Genomic DNA, 15,656 nt, shown 5'->3' with positions numbered 1-15,656 from the left:
TAACCGAATTACTTTGAATATTTTTTCATGGTATAATTTTTTATAATTATTTATAAAAGGTATGTGATGAAAAATATAGCCATACTCTGTTCGGGTGGTGATGTTTCAGGAATGAATGCTGCCCTAAAGCGTTTTGTTGAATACAGCATTGGAAAAGGACTTAGACCCTATTTTGTTGAACATGGTTTTGAAGGGTTGATAGATAACAACATCTATGAGGCAGGTTACCGTGATGTTGCAGGTATTATTTCCAGAGGAGGTACCAAGATACACACTTCACGTTCAAAACGTTTTATGGAGCGTTCATATCGCAAACAGGCAATCGATAACCTCAAATCACACAACATAGGATATTTGGTCGTTTTGGGCGGGGATGGTTCTTTTAAAGGGATGCAGGCATTGAGTGACGAGAGTGAAGGGTTAAGTTTCGCCGGTATTCCAGCTACCATCGATAATGATATCGCCGGGACAGAGTACTGTCTTGGGGTAGATACAGCACTCAATATCATTAAATCTGCCATAGACTCTATCAGAGATACGGCATCCTCATTCAGCCGTGCATTTGTGATAGAAGCGATGGGAAGAGAGTGTGGATACCTGGCACTTGTCTCGGCACTGACCTCAGGGGCGGAGATGTGTCTGATACCGGAAATTCCCTATGAACTGGAAGATTATAAAGCATGTTTTCAAAAACAGAGGATAGGGGGCAGAAAGTATTTTATCGCTGTGGTATCCGAATCTTTGAAAAACTCTGAACAAGTTGCAGAGTGGTTTAAAGAGGAGATAGGTATAGAGTCCCGTATTACAGTCTTGGGTCACATACAACGCGGTGGGAATCCTACCGTGTATGACCGCCTTATGGCTTTTCATTTTGTTACACAAGCGATAGATGGTTTGCTTGAAGGGAATAAGAGTTCTGTTATCTGTTATGATAACGGTGGATTCAATCATAAAAAGATAGAAGATGTTGCGTTTAAAAAATACCAGATAAACCCGGAGCTGTTGAAACTCGGCATGGAATTCGGTTGCCATATATGAAATATTATTTTTGGCTACCTTTTGCATTCTTGGTGTGTGCCTGTGCAGCTCCCAAGGGAAAAGTGATCGCACATATCCCGGAAGCTTCAGGGATCAGTCACTGCATCAGTGATGATACATTAGTTGTTGCCAATGATGAAGGTACGTACTACAAGATCAGCCGAAAAGGAAAGATACTCCAAAAAATGAAGTTGGGAAAGTATGATCTTGAAGGTGTCATCTGTGAAGACAGAGAGATGATCTTTGCGATTGAAAATAAAGGAGTGTTGATCGTTGACACTCACACAGGTGAAAAGAAGGAAATTCCTTTGCATACCATGTATCATGGGAAAAAACTCTCTTTATTTAATAAAAGGTCAGGGGTAGAGGCCATAGCGAAAGTAGGCGATCATGTGTATCTGGCCAGACAATCCAAAAAGAAAAAGAAATCTTTCATCGCTGTGGTTAGATTGATACCTTACCCTTCAAAGGTCGTTGATGTGATAGAACATCGTGTTGCAGATACAGCAGGACTGACATATCATGAGGGCTATCTATATATGGTGAGTGACAAAGAAGACCTTTTGATCAAATATGACCTTCAAAAGAAGAACATCGTACAAAAAGTTAAATTGGGGAAGGGAGCCTGGGAAGGTATAGCTTTTGATACGAATGGTAACGTCTATCTTGCAGATGATGATGGACGCATTGTCAAATACAAGAAAAAACAATTGGGCTTATAATCAAAAGCCTTTTTAGATATAGATCTTATCCTTTTTTCAATAGCCATAACTGCTTATAGCTTTGATAAAAAAACATATTGATCAAAGCACCAGTCATGGCCAAGGCGGTATCTTTGTGTGCATCCCAGACATCTCCCTGCGTGCCTAAAAAAGCCATACCAAGTTCTGGGTGAAGGATCACTGCTGCCAACCACTCAAGCATTTCATAAAAAGTGGAAATGGAAATCACCATTGTCAATGTAAACAGTAGAGCAGTTTTTAGTGTCATCGTTGAAGTACTGATCATCTCAAACAAGATTCTAAACACAAGAAGTCCAAAGAGAAAATGTACCAAACGATCAAAATGGTTTCTTTCAAATCCAAAAAAATGTGTGATGACATTGAAGTGTTCCATCTCAGCATAGGTATAGTGTGATCCTAAAGAGTGCAGACTCGCAAAAATGAGAAGTAATACAAGACTTGGCAAAGTATAGTGATATTTTTTATCCATTAAAACAATAAAAGGGAAAAAAATGAATACCAATAGATTTTCAAGCAACCAGTCCTGAGGATATTTTGGATCGATTGCCATGATAGTCCAAACTACGATATATATGGCAAATACGATTTTGTGTGATTTGGGCATAGAGTTCTCCTTGTTCAAGTATTATAACACTAAGAAATATAAGCTAAGATAACTTCAATATTTGACAGACAAATGACTACTTTGCAGTATACAAAACAGCCTTTTCCATATGATAGGTAATACGGGATATATGGTGCGTCACGCGAGTCATCCATCTTGCCGATTCAAGTTTTTTTCTACCTGAAGGTATAGTGATTTCATCATTGGCCATTTTTTCTGCGATAAGGTTTCTATAAGTGAGCATGGATTTTCCAATTTGTTTTTCATTGGTTCGGGCAATCTTCTTAGCATCAGAAAATCTTTTAGACGATAGTGCATCGATGACCTCATTGTTCACACTGATAAGTTTTTGATCTTCTGTATATAAATCCGGAGATTGTTGTACGAGTATGGCTCTGTACTCCTCCTCTTCACAGCGTTCATGAAGCCTCTGTGCATGATCGATCAAATGTATGAGTGAGATCAACTCTTTCCATCTTGCATCTTTTTCCTGCTTTGGATTAATCTCATCCACATATTGGTATGTCTTGTCGAGTGCTGATTTCAATAATGTAAGGTCACATTTTTTACCATAGGCAGTATCTCCTAGTATAAAGTTTATATGTCGAAGCAGTGCGGTGAACTGATCTTGGGCTGAGATACGGGCGGCTTCCAGTGCCAAATGCGGTTCTTTAAGAAGTTTTTTATCCAGTTTCTCTGTATATACCGGTTCTTTTGACGGGATGATCTCTTCCATAAGATGTGCAAAATGATGGGTAAAGGGCAGGACGATGAGGACGCCCAGTATATTAAAGGAGGAGTGAAATGCGACCAGTGCTATTTCTGCATGCTGATGCAAATAACCCGGTAGCAGAGTATTCCATAAATAGATATATGGGGTGATTAGTAAAAGTGCCATCATGGCAGTAAAGAGATTATAGATAACGTGTGAGAATCCTGTTCTACGAACGTTCACAGAGCCGCCGACCGTTGCCATTAACGCAGTGACAGTGGTTCCGACATCCATACCGATAACCAGTGCGGCAGCTTGTTCAAAATGGATCGCATTGGCATAGAGTGCTGTCAGTGTGGCTGCAACACCGGCACTGGAAGACTGGGTGATGAGTGTCGCAAGTATCCCCAATCCTACCAGCTTCAATATGTCTATCCATGAACCGGAAGGTAGATGTTCAGGAGTGATGATACCCTCAAAACCGCTCATACTCTCCTGCATAACGGATATTCCTACAAAGATGAGACCAAATCCAGCTGATGCATACCCAAAAGAAGCAATTTTATCTTTAAAAAAAAGTTTGAAAAGTACACCCATAAGTATCACGGGCAGTACGATCGTTCCAAGGTGGAGTTTAAAGCCTAAGAGCGCAACCATCCAGCCTGTGATCGTGGTTCCTATGTTCGCACCGAATATAATGCCCAGCGTCTCTGAAAAGCTCATCAGACCAGCTGCCACAAATCCAACGGCTGCTACGGTTGTGGCACTTGAAGACTGGAGCAGTGCGGTACTGATCGCACCAGTTGCAGCACCGGAATAGGGACTTTTGGTAAAACGCATTAAAGCATTTCTTATCGTATCTCCCGCTAAAGCGTGTAGTCCCTCTGTCATGACGATCATACCGAGCAGAAAAAGTCCTAATCCACCTAAGGCTTTGGTCACTGTGAGTATAGAGAGGGTTTCCATAGCTTTCCTTATTGTAATGATACGCTTACGGCATCAGAGATCGTATCATCTAAAAAACCTGCTGAAGAGATAAAACAGAAGTGATAAAAAAATACTGATCAAGATAGAGGTTGTGATCGGAAAGTAAAAAGAGAAGTTTTCTTTTTTATAGGAGATATCGCCGGGAAGCCTGCCAAGGTTAAAAGGAAGCCTGTCACTAAAGAGTAGAACAGTACCTATGATGATGATCACAACACCAATAAAGATAAGACTCTTCCCAATCTCTGTCATATAAATCTGCTCCTTACTTTATGATATTATAGGATAAATCTTTTTTAAAGGCAAAAAAATGGATAGGATCATTCTCAAAACAGGTGATATAACAAAAGAGCATGTTTGTGCGATCGTGAATGCGGCAAACAGTTCTCTTATGGGCGGTGGCGGTGTAGATGGTGCTATCCACAGAGCAGGGGGATCTGTAATCCTGGAAGCATGTCAAAAGATACGTCAGGAGAGCTATCCTGACGGTTTGCCTACGGGAGAAGCTGTAGCCACAAGTGCGGGAAACTTACCTTCAACCTATGTCATCCATACGGTAGGACCGATCTATCATCAATGCGGCGAGCAGTGTGCAGAGCTGTTGGCTTCTTGTTATAGAAAGTCACTTGAACTGGCTTACTCATTAGGGTGTAGGGATGTTGCTTTCCCGGCCATTTCTACAGGTATATACGGTTATCCTAAAGAGAAAGCTGCATTGATAGCACATAAAGAGGTAAGTCAATTTTTGGCAGAAAACAAGGATATAGAGGTGTATTTTATATTTCACAATGAGAAGAACAGAGAGTTATTTATCAAAGCGATAGAAGGTAAAAGATGAAAGTACACGCTAATGTATTGTTTGTTATGATAAGAACAGGTAAAGAATAAATAAAAGGAAAATGATGTATCTTTTTGCTTCAGAGTCTGTTTCAGCAGGCCATCCTGACAAGTGTGCGGATATTATTGCGGACAGCATCGTAGATACGCTGCTGCAACGTGACCCTGATGCTAAAGTAGCTACAGAAGTATTTATCAGCGGAAAGTATGTCATTATAGGCGGTGAAGTGAGAACCAAAGTTCCTGTTGATACTGCATTTTATGAAGAGATCGCTATCAAAGCACTCAAAAATATAGGATATCCTGAAGCAGGGTTTGAGAGAGGTGAAACTTTTTTCCCTGATGAGGCAGAGGTACATGTCTATGTCAGTACACAGTCACCGGATATCACGATGGGAGTAGAGAAAGCCGATCATGAGATAGGGGCGGGGGACCAGGGAATGATGTTTGGGTATGCCAGCAGTGAAAGAGCGGATCATATGCCCAGTGCCTTTGCTTATGCCAGAGAGATAAGAGATGTACTCTATGCCTATGCGCTCGAACATCCCGAGACATTCGGTGTCGATATGAAAACACAAGTGGTCATGGACTACGAAACCAAAGAGAACTTTGATCATTGCATGCCTCAGCGTATTGCAAAGATCATCGTGGCTATTGCCCATAACAAAGATATTGCACAAGACGAAGTAAAGCGTTTAGTCAAAAAGATCATTACAGAGAACGTAAAGTTTGAAGCAGGGCATTTTAATGAGGAACGTATAGAGTTCTATATCAATAATACGGGCAGATTTGTACAGCATTCACCTATTGCAGACTCCGGTTTGACAGGCAGAAAAGTGGTCTGTGATACTTATGGCGGATATGCACCTATAGGAGGAGGATCACAAAGCTCTAAGGATTATTCAAAAGTGGATCGTACAGCACTCTATGCCGCAAGGTGGTTGGCCAAACATATCGTTGCAGCAGGAATATCCAAGAAGGCACTGGTACAGCTCTCTTATGTAATAGCTGAAACCAGGCCATCTTCGGTGACTGTGGATACCCAGCATACGAGTCTCACGGAGATGAAAGATGAAGAGTTGTCACAGATCATTGCTAACAAATTTCCGCTTACACCTAGATGGATCACAGAAAAATTTGGCTTGGACCGTCCAGGGAAAGAGCGTTTTTTATATGCAGATATTGCCGTAAAAGGGCAGATAGGCTATGCAGAGTATCCATGGGAAGTATTGGATGAACTCGAATGGTTTAAATCACTAAAAGAGTAGTTACGTTTTTAGATGCTGCAAGGGGCATTGATCTTATACTGAGCAATGTTATTGCCTTTTAGATCCATGACATGCACTGCACATGCCAGACAGGGATCAAAAGAATGCACGACCCGCAACACTTCCAAAGGATTAGAGGGATCGGCAAGTGTGATACCGATAAGTGACTCTTCATAAGGACCGCGGATGTCTGAAGCATCCTTGGGCGAAGCGTTCCATGTGGTTGGGACAACGGCCTGATAATTCGATATCTTGGTATCTTCTATAGAGACAAAATGTGACAGTACTCCGCGAGGGACTTCAAAGATCCCACGACCTTTAGCCTCTAAAGGAAGTGCTTCGAAAATATATTTGGTCCATGTCTTTTCATCATAGTATTTGATATTTTCGATAAGCTCGCTGCAAAAATCAAAGATATGGTCACAACAGATCTGAGACTCCACAGCGCGTGCTGCATTGCGTCCCAATGTTGTAGAAAAATCCAAAAGCTCGAGACCTGTTGCATCCATAAACTCCTGCATATAAGGTTTTATGCTCTTAGATCCTTTGCTATAGCCCACGATCATACGTGAAACAGGTCCGACTTCCATCGGTTTTCCTTTATAGCGAGGTGCCTTGACCCAGCTGTATTTACCCTCTGTCTTCAGGCTTCCGTCATCATTCAGGTCCGTATAAAAAGGCGTAGTCTCTCCATCATACGGCGATAAAGGTTCATCCTGTTCATACCAGGAGCGTGAGGCCTCTTCTGTGATATAGGTTTCATCAAACGTATCAATAGTATTAAAATCATGTGCATAGATCACGCCTCCTTCAAAAAGCTGTTCTGACTTGCCAAAACGGTAACCACCCACGGCCATAAAATTACCGCTACCCCGTCCTAGACCGGATTTGATCTCATCTTTATAAGCCTTGACGGCCATTTTCATATCAGGGATATAAGCGCGTTCTATAAAATCACGCGTATCTTTAATGATAAACATAAAGTCATTCAGCCGTTGAGGATTAAGCATATCTGCCACGCTTGTCACTCCGCCGACCACAAGATTTTGAGGATGCGGTGTTTTTCCCGCAAAGATCGCAATAGCCTTGCTCATTTCACGCTGGATATTCAAAGCTTCGAGATAATGGCTCATATGTACAAGGTTCTCTTCGGGAGTGAACTTATAGGCCGAATGACCCCAGTAGCCATTGGCAAAAAGACCGAGCCGTCCTGCTTTGACAAAGGAGTCCAGCTTTTCCTGCACATGTTTCAAATGTTCAGTTGAACTCAGATAAGGGTGCGCATGGTATTCTTTTGCGACTTGCGATGCTTTTTCGGGGTCAGCTTCAAGTGCTGAGACCACATCAACATAATCAAGAGAGTGCAGATGGTAATAATGAACAATATGATCCTGAATAAAAAGCGCCAGTGTTACCAAATCTCTAATGATCTCTGCATTTTTCGGCAAGGCAATATTGTAAGCATCTTCTACCGCACTGATCGAAGCACGGTAATGCACATTGGTACAGACCCCGCAAATACGCTGGGCGATCAATCCGACATCACGAGGATCACGTCCTTTCAATATGATCTCAATACCGCGAAACAACTGTCCCGAAGCCCAGGCTTCAGTGACTATATTGTCCTCATCGATTTCGACCTCGATACGCAAATGACCTTCGATCCTTGTAATCGGATCTATCACGATTTTACGACTTGCCATGGTTATTCCCTGTACCTTCTAAGAGTTTTTTTGTCTCATCGTCCACTTCCCTGTGGTTTGCCAAATGGTCAAATGCGATCTTTCCAAGTCCACAGCCGAAACAGCCGTGTCCTGCCTGCACCGGCCAGCTTGTTCCTTCATTGAACTTTACCAAAGAGCAGTTCAGATGTGCATAAGGCCCCTTGCATCCCATTTTGAACAGACACCAGCCCTTTTTTGCTCCTTCATCACCCCATTCTTCAACAAATTCACCGAGCTCATAATGGCCGCGTCTTTCACAATTGTCATGGATCCTGAAACCATAGGCCCATTCAGGACGGTTTTTCTCGTCAAGCTTGGGAAGTTCACCGAACATGATGTAGTGAAGCAAAGTGCCTACGATATTGATCGGGTTAACCGGACAGCCTGGAAGATTGATGATATCATCCCTTCCCAAGGCCTCTGCAACACCTACTGCGCCGGTTGGATTGGGCTTTGCTGCTACAACACCGCCGTCAAAAGCACACGAACCTACAGCAAGGACTGCCGCTGCATGTTTAGCAACACGCTTGAGCAAAGCATGTCCTGTCTCGCCCTTTGGTCCGATCCTCAGAAATTTTCCATCCATCCCCAAAGGAATAGCTCCCTCTACCATCAGGATATATCTGCCTGCATCCTTATCAATAATACTCTCAAGTACCGATTCTGATTGATCTCCTGATGCCGCCATAAGAAGTTCATGATAATCCAAAGAGATATATTTCAAAATAAGGTCTTCTACTTTTGGGTGAGCGGACTTGATAAAGCCCTCCGAGTTTCCTGTACAGTCGGCCAGTTCCAGCCAGATGATCGGTATCTTGTTCAACTGTTCAAGACCCTGGCTGACCAGATCATCATATTCCGGACCCAGGCGCATATTCGCAGTGATCATAGAGACCCAGCTATTGTACTCCTTTTTCAGATCAAAGGCTTTGATTGCTTCTTGGAGATTCTCACCCTCTATCTGGTTCTTTGGATGCAGGGCATTATATTTGTCAATACGCCGCTGGACTTGTTCCAGTTCTTCAGCCTTTTTCTTCTCTTCTCGTTCCGCCTTGATACGTCGTGCCTCTTCGGGATCGACGGGTGTATCTATGATCAACTGCTCCACATCTTTCTTACAGCGTCCGCATATACGTCCAGCTTCACTAAAGGGCTTAAGTTCCGAAAAACTCTCAACACAGTGGGTCTTGATAATATCGACTAGGTCGTTCTTATAGCCGCTTGCACAGCTGCAGATAAGTCTACCGCGTTCACTGACAAGACGGTTGGAATAAAAAGAAGAGGTATCAACCTTTTTATCCTCTTCCATCATTTTTTTCAACTCTATTACATCAACGTTGGTATTGATACCGATAAAACGGACCAATTTATCTTTATTTATAATATACTGATCAATACGTTGTTCTTGCTTGGAGGAAAGAACGATCTCTTCATTTGCTTTATCTTTCGGGTCATAAAGTGTAGAGGTGACATCAGCAAGTAAAAAAGAACCTACCTTGAGTCCATCAACCGTCACAAACTCTTTAAAACCCTCGCTTTCGATCTTTAAGATCGAAGCTATAGCAGCATCTGCCTGAAGGGTACATTCTCTAACCCTACCGGCAATAAAACCATCGGGCATCTGTGCGACTTCGCCGACGGCATATATGTATGGATCTGAGGTGCGCATATGTTCATCCACAAGGATGCCTTTGTCGATATCGACAGCCCCTTTTGCACAATCTGTACTCGGAGAGATCCCCACCCCAAAAACAACAAAAGGATTATCTATAGTGTGTGACTTCATGATGATCTGTGTGATCTCATCACCTTCGATCTTCTTATCGAGGATCTCCTCTTCCAGCAATATATGAACACGGGAGTCACTCTCTTCATAAATTCTCTTCATCATCTCTACGGCAACAGGAGTAAGTGCTTTATCATAAAGATGCATACCGCGTGAGACAAGATAGATATTCTCAGGCCCGTCCAATCCGCAAAGCGTGTCTAGAAGTTCCAGCCCAATAGGACCTACACCCATCATGACAACATTTTTGCCTTTGCTGCATTTAGCTATACATTCACTGTCAGCAGCACTTCTAAAGGTCCTGGCATTTTTGATACCCTTGATATCAAAGAGGGTTCTGGGATCAGAACCGGTTGCGATGATAAGGATATCATAGCTAAAACTCGCATTTTTTGTGTAGATACGTTTGGCATTCTTGTCTATTTGGATGACTTCAGAATCAAGTTCAAGTTGGACACCGGGAGGAAGAGGAAGGGCAATATCTTTAATATCTGAAGTACCATTGATCAGAGAGCACAGATGGATGCGATCGTAGGGAGGATTTGATTCTTTTGATACGATCAACACCTCATGCTTAGGAGCCTGTTCTAAAATCGAGTTGGCCATGTAAGCTGCAGCGATTCCACCGCCTATGATCACGATTCGCATAGTATCTCTCCGTTAAACATATTTTATAGTTTACAGTAACATTCTTAGATAATTACAATCAATAAAATATGTTACACTAATATAGATGAAATGCAGGAAAAACAAATGATGATTCCAGAGTATCCCCATTTTGAAACGTGTGAGTCACTAGCTCAAAAAATGGAAATATCCAAAGAAGGTTTAAGCACAGAGGACGTAAAGAAAAATCTTTCCATTTATGGTTTGAATGAGATCAAGGAAAAAAAGCATAATATCTTCCTACTCTTTCTTTCCCAGTTTAAAAGTCCTTTGGTCTATGTGCTTTTGGCTGCCGCGCTGCTTTCTCTCTTTTTGGAAAATATACATGAAGGTATTCTGATACTGATCATACTACTGTTCAATTCGTTCATAGGATTTTGGCAGGAGTTGAAAGCACTTAGTTCCATTAGGGCACTTAGAAAACTTACAGAGAGTAAAACAGAGGTCAAACGGGATGGCCAGTTACGTACTATCTCCTCTTCTGAACTTGTACCGGGAGATGTCATTCTTTTGTCTGAAGGCGATATCGTACCTGCAGATATACGTCTTTTTGATACGAATGGATTTGTCATCGATGAGTCGATCCTGACAGGAGAGTCTCTGCCTGTGGAAAAAGATGCGAATCTTACTTTGCCCAAAGAGACACTCCCCTATGAAATGGATAATATGGCACTCTCCGGCACCACGGTCACAAAAGGAAATGCAGAGGGTTTTGTCGTCTTCACCGGCCATGAAACCTATTTGGCATCAATTTCAACCAAAGCCGAAGAGGAGTCAAGAGAGACTCCTTTGAGCAAAGCACTGGAAGTGTTTATTAGAAAACATATGTTTGTAGTTTTCATTTTGATCTCCATCACTGCGGTGCTTTCTTTTTTTGGGGGCAAAGAGATCGTTGATATCATTTATCTGGTCATCGCTTTGCTGGTTGCCTCTGTGCCTGAAGGACTTCCGATCGTTATTACACTGGTACTCACGATAGGTGCCATGAGGCTAAGTGTGAGAAAAGCCTACATACGTCACTTGCCTTCGGTTGAAACGTTAGGCAGTACTACCGTCATCGCTTCAGATAAAACAGGTACCATTACACAGGGAAATCTTAAAGTAGAAGAGGTCTTTTCGCTCCATGATACTTTTTCTTACACCGTTTCATCTCTTGCAAACGAATCTGAAGAAGGCAAGGGTGATCCTGTCGACACTGCTCTTGCATTATGGGTGGGAAAACGTTATGAAGATATACGTGAGAAATATCCGCGTGTCAATCTCTATCCTTTTGATACGAAGCATCGATTGATGGCAAGTTCAAATATGATTGAAAAAGAGCATAAGATTTTTGTCAAAGGTGCCTTTGAATCCCTAAAACAGTTTGCCACAAGCCAGGATGATCTTGTAACACTCCAAAAAGAGCATGACAGGCTGGCTTCCCATGGCTTAAGAGTGATAGCGCTGGGTATGGGAGAACATACAACAGATAATATAGAAAAATGGGAAATTGAGATCGTTGGACTTGTAGGTTTCATAGACCCTCCTAAAGAAGGTGTTCTGGAAGCAGTCCACACAGCGAAAAAAGCGGGAGTAAAAGTGATGATGGTCACGGGTGACAATGCTCTTACTGCGACAGCTGTAGCTAAATCTGTCAATATCTACAAAGAGGGAGACCTGGTTGTGACGGGTAAAGAACTCAATGAGATGGATGATGAAACACTCAAAGAGATCCTGCCAAAGGTTACTGTCTGGGCAAGGGTACTTCCAGAGCACAAATACCGCATCGTAAAAGCACTGCAACAAAAAGGAGATATCGTTGCCGTGACAGGAGACGGTGTCAATGATGTACCAGCTCTCAGGGCAGCTGATCTGGGCATAGCCATGGGTGAGGGAACAGACGCAGCAAAATCTACTGCAAATATGGTGCTTGCAGACAACAATCTCTCTATCATCGTTGAAGCGATCAAGCAGGGGCGTTCCATCGCCAACAATATCCGAAAAACGATCTATTTTCTGCTTACAACCAGTCTGGATGAAGTGATCCTCATCACAGGGGCTATTTTGATGGCATTACCGCTGCCGCTCTATCCTATACAGATTTTATGGATCAATCTTGTTGCCAACAGTGCTTTGGATAAAACATTCCCCTTTTTAAAAGATGAAGAGGATGTGATGAAAAGAGCCCCTAGCAAACTGCATGAACAGTTTTTGGATAAAGTACAGCTTTTACGTGTACTTTATGTCGTCATGGTCATCAGTATAGGTGCACTCTTTTTATATGCCTGGATGTTGGAACACTATACCAAGGAGAGTGCGATCTCCACACTCTTCACAGCTTTTATCATAGCTACATGGGTAAATGGTCTTCAGTCACTCAAAGAACATGAACCTTTTTTTAAAAATATTAAAAAATCATTGCAGATCAACCCTTATATTTTTTACGGTATAGGTATAGGAATAGTGTTACAGTTGTGTGCCATTTATCTGCTTTCTGATCTATTTCATACACTACCGCTCAACAGTGGTTCATTAACGATCATAGCTATCATGGGTCTGTGGGTATTTACGATGATAGAATTACGTAAATGGGGTGAGCAGTTCTGGAAAATGAGGTAGCATGGAAAAGAGATAGGCATCGATGATCATGCTGATCTTCTTTTTGACATCAACCACTTATCTGCTTCCATAACAATGACCAATCCAATAGTGATCCATGCAAGTCCCAGCCACATATCAAACGTAACCGGCTGTGTAGAAAGTACGTTCTGCATCAATGGAATATGCATACATGCTAAATGTAGAAGCTGAGTAAAGATGACCCAAAGGATCAGGAACATACTACTTCTGTAGCCGATCTTATGCAGGTAATTGATCTCTGTTCGGGCATTAAATACATGCACATTTTCAAAAAGTACCATGAGTAGAAGTATCATGTTCCTTGCACTCTCTATACTCTCTCCGCTTTGCAATAAAAAATAAAAAAGTATAAACGAGGTGATACCTATATAGAGACCTCCAACAAAGATACGTCTGATCATAAGTCTGTTAAATATGGGTTCTTTAGGTGATCTGGGTTTTCTTTGCAAGAGTCCCGGTTCTGCTTTTTCAAGCCCTAGCATAACATCTTCTATCCCGTTGGTGACAAGGTTAAGCCACAAAAGCTGAACGGGAAGCAGTGGCAGAGGAAGACCTGTAAAAAAAGAGAGCATCACCAAAATCAGCTCGGCAAAACCGGTTGATATAAGCAAATAGACGACTTTCCTGATGTTGTCATGTGCACGTCTTCCCTCTTCAATACCATTGACAATGGAAGTAAAGTTATCGTCCGTTAAAATGATATCACTGGTCGCCTTGGCTATATCCGTACCGCTTTTCCCCATGGCAACACCGATATTGGCATGTCTGAGTGCCGGGGCATCGTTTACCCCGTCTCCTGTGACGGCAACATAGTGTCCAAGGCTCTGATAGGCCATGACGATCATCATCTTCTGTGCAGGGGTGACACGGGAAAATACGGATTTATCTTTCAGTGCTTCAGCCACTGCACCGCCATCTTCCCATACCAGAAGCTCTTTTTCACTCATAACTTCCTCACGGGAAGTGGCAATACCAAGCTCTTGTGCAATAGAGAATGCCGTATTTGGATGATCTCCTGTGATCATGACCACTTTGATACCTGCTTCTTGCGCTTTTTTGATCGCTTCGGGACTCTCTTCTCTGACAGGATCAATGATGGCTACAAAACCAAGATAGGTAAAGTTCCTAAGGTTGATAGTAGCCTCTTCAGCAGACTCTTTGTAGGCAAGTGCAATGGTCCTGTAGCCTTTGAGTGCCCAAGCATCCACCTCTTTGAGTATCTCTCTTTTCTCTTCCTGGCTCACATTGCAGTGTTCCAGTACCGTTTCAGGTGAACCTTTACTAAACTGAAAGATAGTATCATCAAGCTCCATCATCACCGCAGAAAAACGGTTGATAGGCTCGTAAGGTATCTCATCTATCTTTCGATAGGATTTTGAACTTGTGATATAGGATTCATCAGCATTTGCAGCAAACTGCGCCAGGGCAATGTCTACCTGGTCACCATAAAAATCTACACCGCCTTCTTCAGACTCTTTATAATGCATTTCATTACACAATACGGAAGCCAGATAAACCATATCATGTACATCATCTAATGAGTCTGTATCAAAAACCATATGCGGTGAGATAAAATACTCCACACTCAGCCTGTTCTGTGTAAGTGTACCTGTTTTGTCACTGGCTATCAGTGTACAGGAGCCCAACCCTTCAATGGCAGTTAGTTTTCGGATAATGACATTTTTCCTGGACATGGATAAAGAAGCGGATGTCAAGGCAACCGTAATGGCCACAGGCAGACCTTCAGGTATGGTAGAGACAGCAAGTGCTACAGCAAAAAGAAACAGTGCATAAAACTCCATACCTTTGAGTAAACCTACTGAAAAAAGCACTATAACCATCATAGCAATGGCAACAGAAATAGTAAAAGAGAGCTTTTCCATTTTTTCGATCAAAGGTATTTTGGCTTTACTTTTTTTACTGAGTAACTGTGCTATTTTACCTGCTTCTGTATCTTTACCTATTGCAGTCACAACACCTATCCCTCTACCACTGGAAATGTAGGTACCTGCGAAGAGCATATTTTTTCGCTCCGGAATGAGAAGATCTTCATTGGCACTTACAAAGAGCGCATCTTTATTTACATCAATGGATTCACCTGTAAGCAATGATTCATCGACCATGAGGTTGTGAGCCATAACTATCCTGACATCTGCAGCCACTTTCGTACCAGGTTCAAATATTAGTATGTCTCCTGTAACAATGTATCGGCTATCTACTTCCTGTATCTCGCCGTCTCTTAGCACCATAACATTGGTTTTGATAAGGCTCTGCAGAAGTTTTGCTTTTTGCGATGCAGAATACTCTTGATAGGTCCCGATCACTGCATTCAGAAGTAAAACAAGGAATATAAAACCTGCATCTGTATACTCTTGGATCATGAGTGCCATGAATGATGCTATCAGTAAAACATAGATGATCGGACTTTTAAATTGTTGGAGAAAATGTTCTAAGAGTGACATATCAGGTTCTGAGGGTAGAATATTCAGTCCATATTTCTCTTGCCGTTTTATCACAACATTACTTGTTAAACCGGAATGATTCGATTCTAATAATAAAAATGTCTGTTCGATCGTTTTGGTATGAAAATGGATATTCCACCCCTTTTTATGACTAGATATAGTACATAGATATTTCACATATAATCTATTTTACACTCTTTGTTTTAACAATTT

Annotated in this window: 11 protein-coding genes; 5 read left to right on the top strand and 6 right to left on the bottom strand. The window is 42.0% G+C overall.

Features of this window, described 5'->3' with window-relative positions; genetic code table 11:
- Nucleotides 1-66: 66 nt before the first annotated feature.
- Entirely contained in the window at nt 67-1,038 is a 972-nt protein-coding gene (locus tag MN086_RS06080) for a 6-phosphofructokinase (protein WP_248575125.1), read from the top strand.
- Nucleotides 1,035-1,760, top strand: coding sequence for an SdiA-regulated domain-containing protein (locus tag MN086_RS06075; protein WP_248575124.1), 726 nt, complete (start codon nt 1,035-1,037; stop codon nt 1,758-1,760). Before MN086_RS06080 ends, MN086_RS06075 begins: the two co-directional genes overlap by 4 nt.
- A 25-nt stretch (nt 1,761-1,785) precedes the next feature.
- On the opposite strand, the gene MN086_RS06070 is transcribed toward MN086_RS06075, so the two are convergent.
- From MN086_RS06070 to MN086_RS06060, 3 genes are all read right to left on the bottom strand, one after another.
- A complete protein-coding gene (locus MN086_RS06070; RefSeq protein WP_248575123.1) occupies nt 1,786-2,385 on the bottom strand; it encodes a DUF2238 domain-containing protein in 600 nt (199 codons plus the stop codon).
- A 76-nt stretch (nt 2,386-2,461) separates the two neighbouring features.
- On the bottom strand, nt 2,462-4,063 hold the full coding sequence (locus tag MN086_RS06065) for a Na/Pi cotransporter family protein (protein ID WP_248575122.1): 1,602 nt from the start codon (nt 4,061-4,063) through the stop codon (nt 2,462-2,464).
- 45 nt (nt 4,064-4,108) lie between these two features.
- The gene (locus MN086_RS06060) at nt 4,109-4,333 is read right to left on the bottom strand and encodes a DUF2905 domain-containing protein (protein WP_248575121.1); all 225 of its coding nucleotides are present in this window, start codon (nt 4,331-4,333) and stop codon (nt 4,109-4,111) included.
- Between the two features lie 58 nt (nt 4,334-4,391).
- Between MN086_RS06060 and MN086_RS06055 the strand changes: the two genes are divergently transcribed.
- Together MN086_RS06055 and metK are read left to right on the top strand one after the other, a co-directional pair.
- Complete coding sequence (locus MN086_RS06055) at nt 4,392-4,919, top strand: O-acetyl-ADP-ribose deacetylase (RefSeq protein WP_248575120.1); 528 nt, start codon at nt 4,392-4,394, stop codon at nt 4,917-4,919.
- Nucleotides 4,920-4,983: 64 nt separating this feature from the next.
- Nucleotides 4,984-6,186 carry a methionine adenosyltransferase gene (gene metK, locus MN086_RS06050; RefSeq protein WP_248575119.1) on the top strand — a complete coding sequence of 401 codons (1,203 nt, stop codon included), beginning with the start codon at nt 4,984-4,986 and terminating at the stop codon, nt 6,184-6,186.
- Between the two features lie 8 nt (nt 6,187-6,194).
- Here metK and MN086_RS06045 read toward each other — a convergent pair whose 3' ends face one another.
- Nucleotides 6,195-7,889 carry a nickel-dependent hydrogenase large subunit gene (locus MN086_RS06045; protein WP_248575118.1) on the bottom strand — a complete coding sequence of 565 codons (1,695 nt, stop codon included), beginning with the start codon at nt 7,887-7,889 and terminating at the stop codon, nt 6,195-6,197.
- Nucleotides 7,876-10,344: a hydrogenase small subunit gene (locus MN086_RS06040; protein WP_248575117.1), complete on the bottom strand. Its 2,469-nt coding sequence runs from the start codon at nt 10,342-10,344 to the stop codon at nt 7,876-7,878. The genes MN086_RS06045 and MN086_RS06040 overlap by 14 nt, the downstream gene beginning before the upstream one ends.
- A gap of 90 nt (nt 10,345-10,434) precedes the next feature.
- On the opposite strand from MN086_RS06040, the gene MN086_RS06035 reads away from it, so the two are divergent.
- Complete coding sequence (locus tag MN086_RS06035; RefSeq protein WP_248575116.1) at nt 10,435-12,960, top strand: cation-transporting P-type ATPase; 2,526 nt, start codon at nt 10,435-10,437, stop codon at nt 12,958-12,960.
- 26 nt (nt 12,961-12,986) lie between these two features.
- Here the strand turns inward: MN086_RS06035 and MN086_RS06030 are convergent, their stop codons facing one another.
- Nucleotides 12,987-15,620 (bottom strand): HAD-IC family P-type ATPase, encoded by a 2,634-nt coding sequence (locus tag MN086_RS06030; RefSeq protein ID WP_248575115.1) that lies wholly within the window; start codon nt 15,618-15,620, stop codon nt 12,987-12,989.
- Nucleotides 15,621-15,656 lie beyond the last annotated feature (36 nt).

Origin of the sequence: Sulfurovum sp. XGS-02 (assembly GCF_023213175.1) — a bacterium.
In the GTDB taxonomy this organism is placed as follows: Bacteria; Campylobacterota; Campylobacteria; order Campylobacterales; family Sulfurovaceae; genus Sulfurovum.
This window is presented reverse-complemented; position numbering and strand designations above follow the sequence as displayed.

Coding starts and splice junctions, on each gene's coding strand:
- metK (WP_248575119.1), top strand. CDS start 4,984: ATGTATCTTTTTGCTTCAGAGTCTGTTTCAGCAGGCCATCCTGACAAG.
- MN086_RS06055 (WP_248575120.1), top strand. CDS start 4,392: ATGGATAGGATCATTCTCAAAACAGGTGATATAACAAAAGAGCATGTT.
- MN086_RS06075 (WP_248575124.1), top strand. CDS start 1,035: ATGAAATATTATTTTTGGCTACCTTTTGCATTCTTGGTGTGTGCCTGT.
- MN086_RS06080 (WP_248575125.1), top strand. CDS start 67: ATGAAAAATATAGCCATACTCTGTTCGGGTGGTGATGTTTCAGGAATG.
- MN086_RS06045 (WP_248575118.1), bottom strand. CDS start 7,889: ATGGCAAGTCGTAAAATCGTGATAGATCCGATTACAAGGATCGAAGGT.
- MN086_RS06070 (WP_248575123.1), bottom strand. CDS start 2,385: ATGCCCAAATCACACAAAATCGTATTTGCCATATATATCGTAGTTTGG.
- MN086_RS06035 (WP_248575116.1), top strand. CDS start 10,435: ATGCAGGAAAAACAAATGATGATTCCAGAGTATCCCCATTTTGAAACG.
- MN086_RS06065 (WP_248575122.1), bottom strand. CDS start 4,063: ATGGAAACCCTCTCTATACTCACAGTGACCAAAGCCTTAGGTGGATTA.
- MN086_RS06040 (WP_248575117.1), bottom strand. CDS start 10,344: ATGCGAATCGTGATCATAGGCGGTGGAATCGCTGCAGCTTACATGGCC.
- MN086_RS06060 (WP_248575121.1), bottom strand. CDS start 4,333: ATGACAGAGATTGGGAAGAGTCTTATCTTTATTGGTGTTGTGATCATC.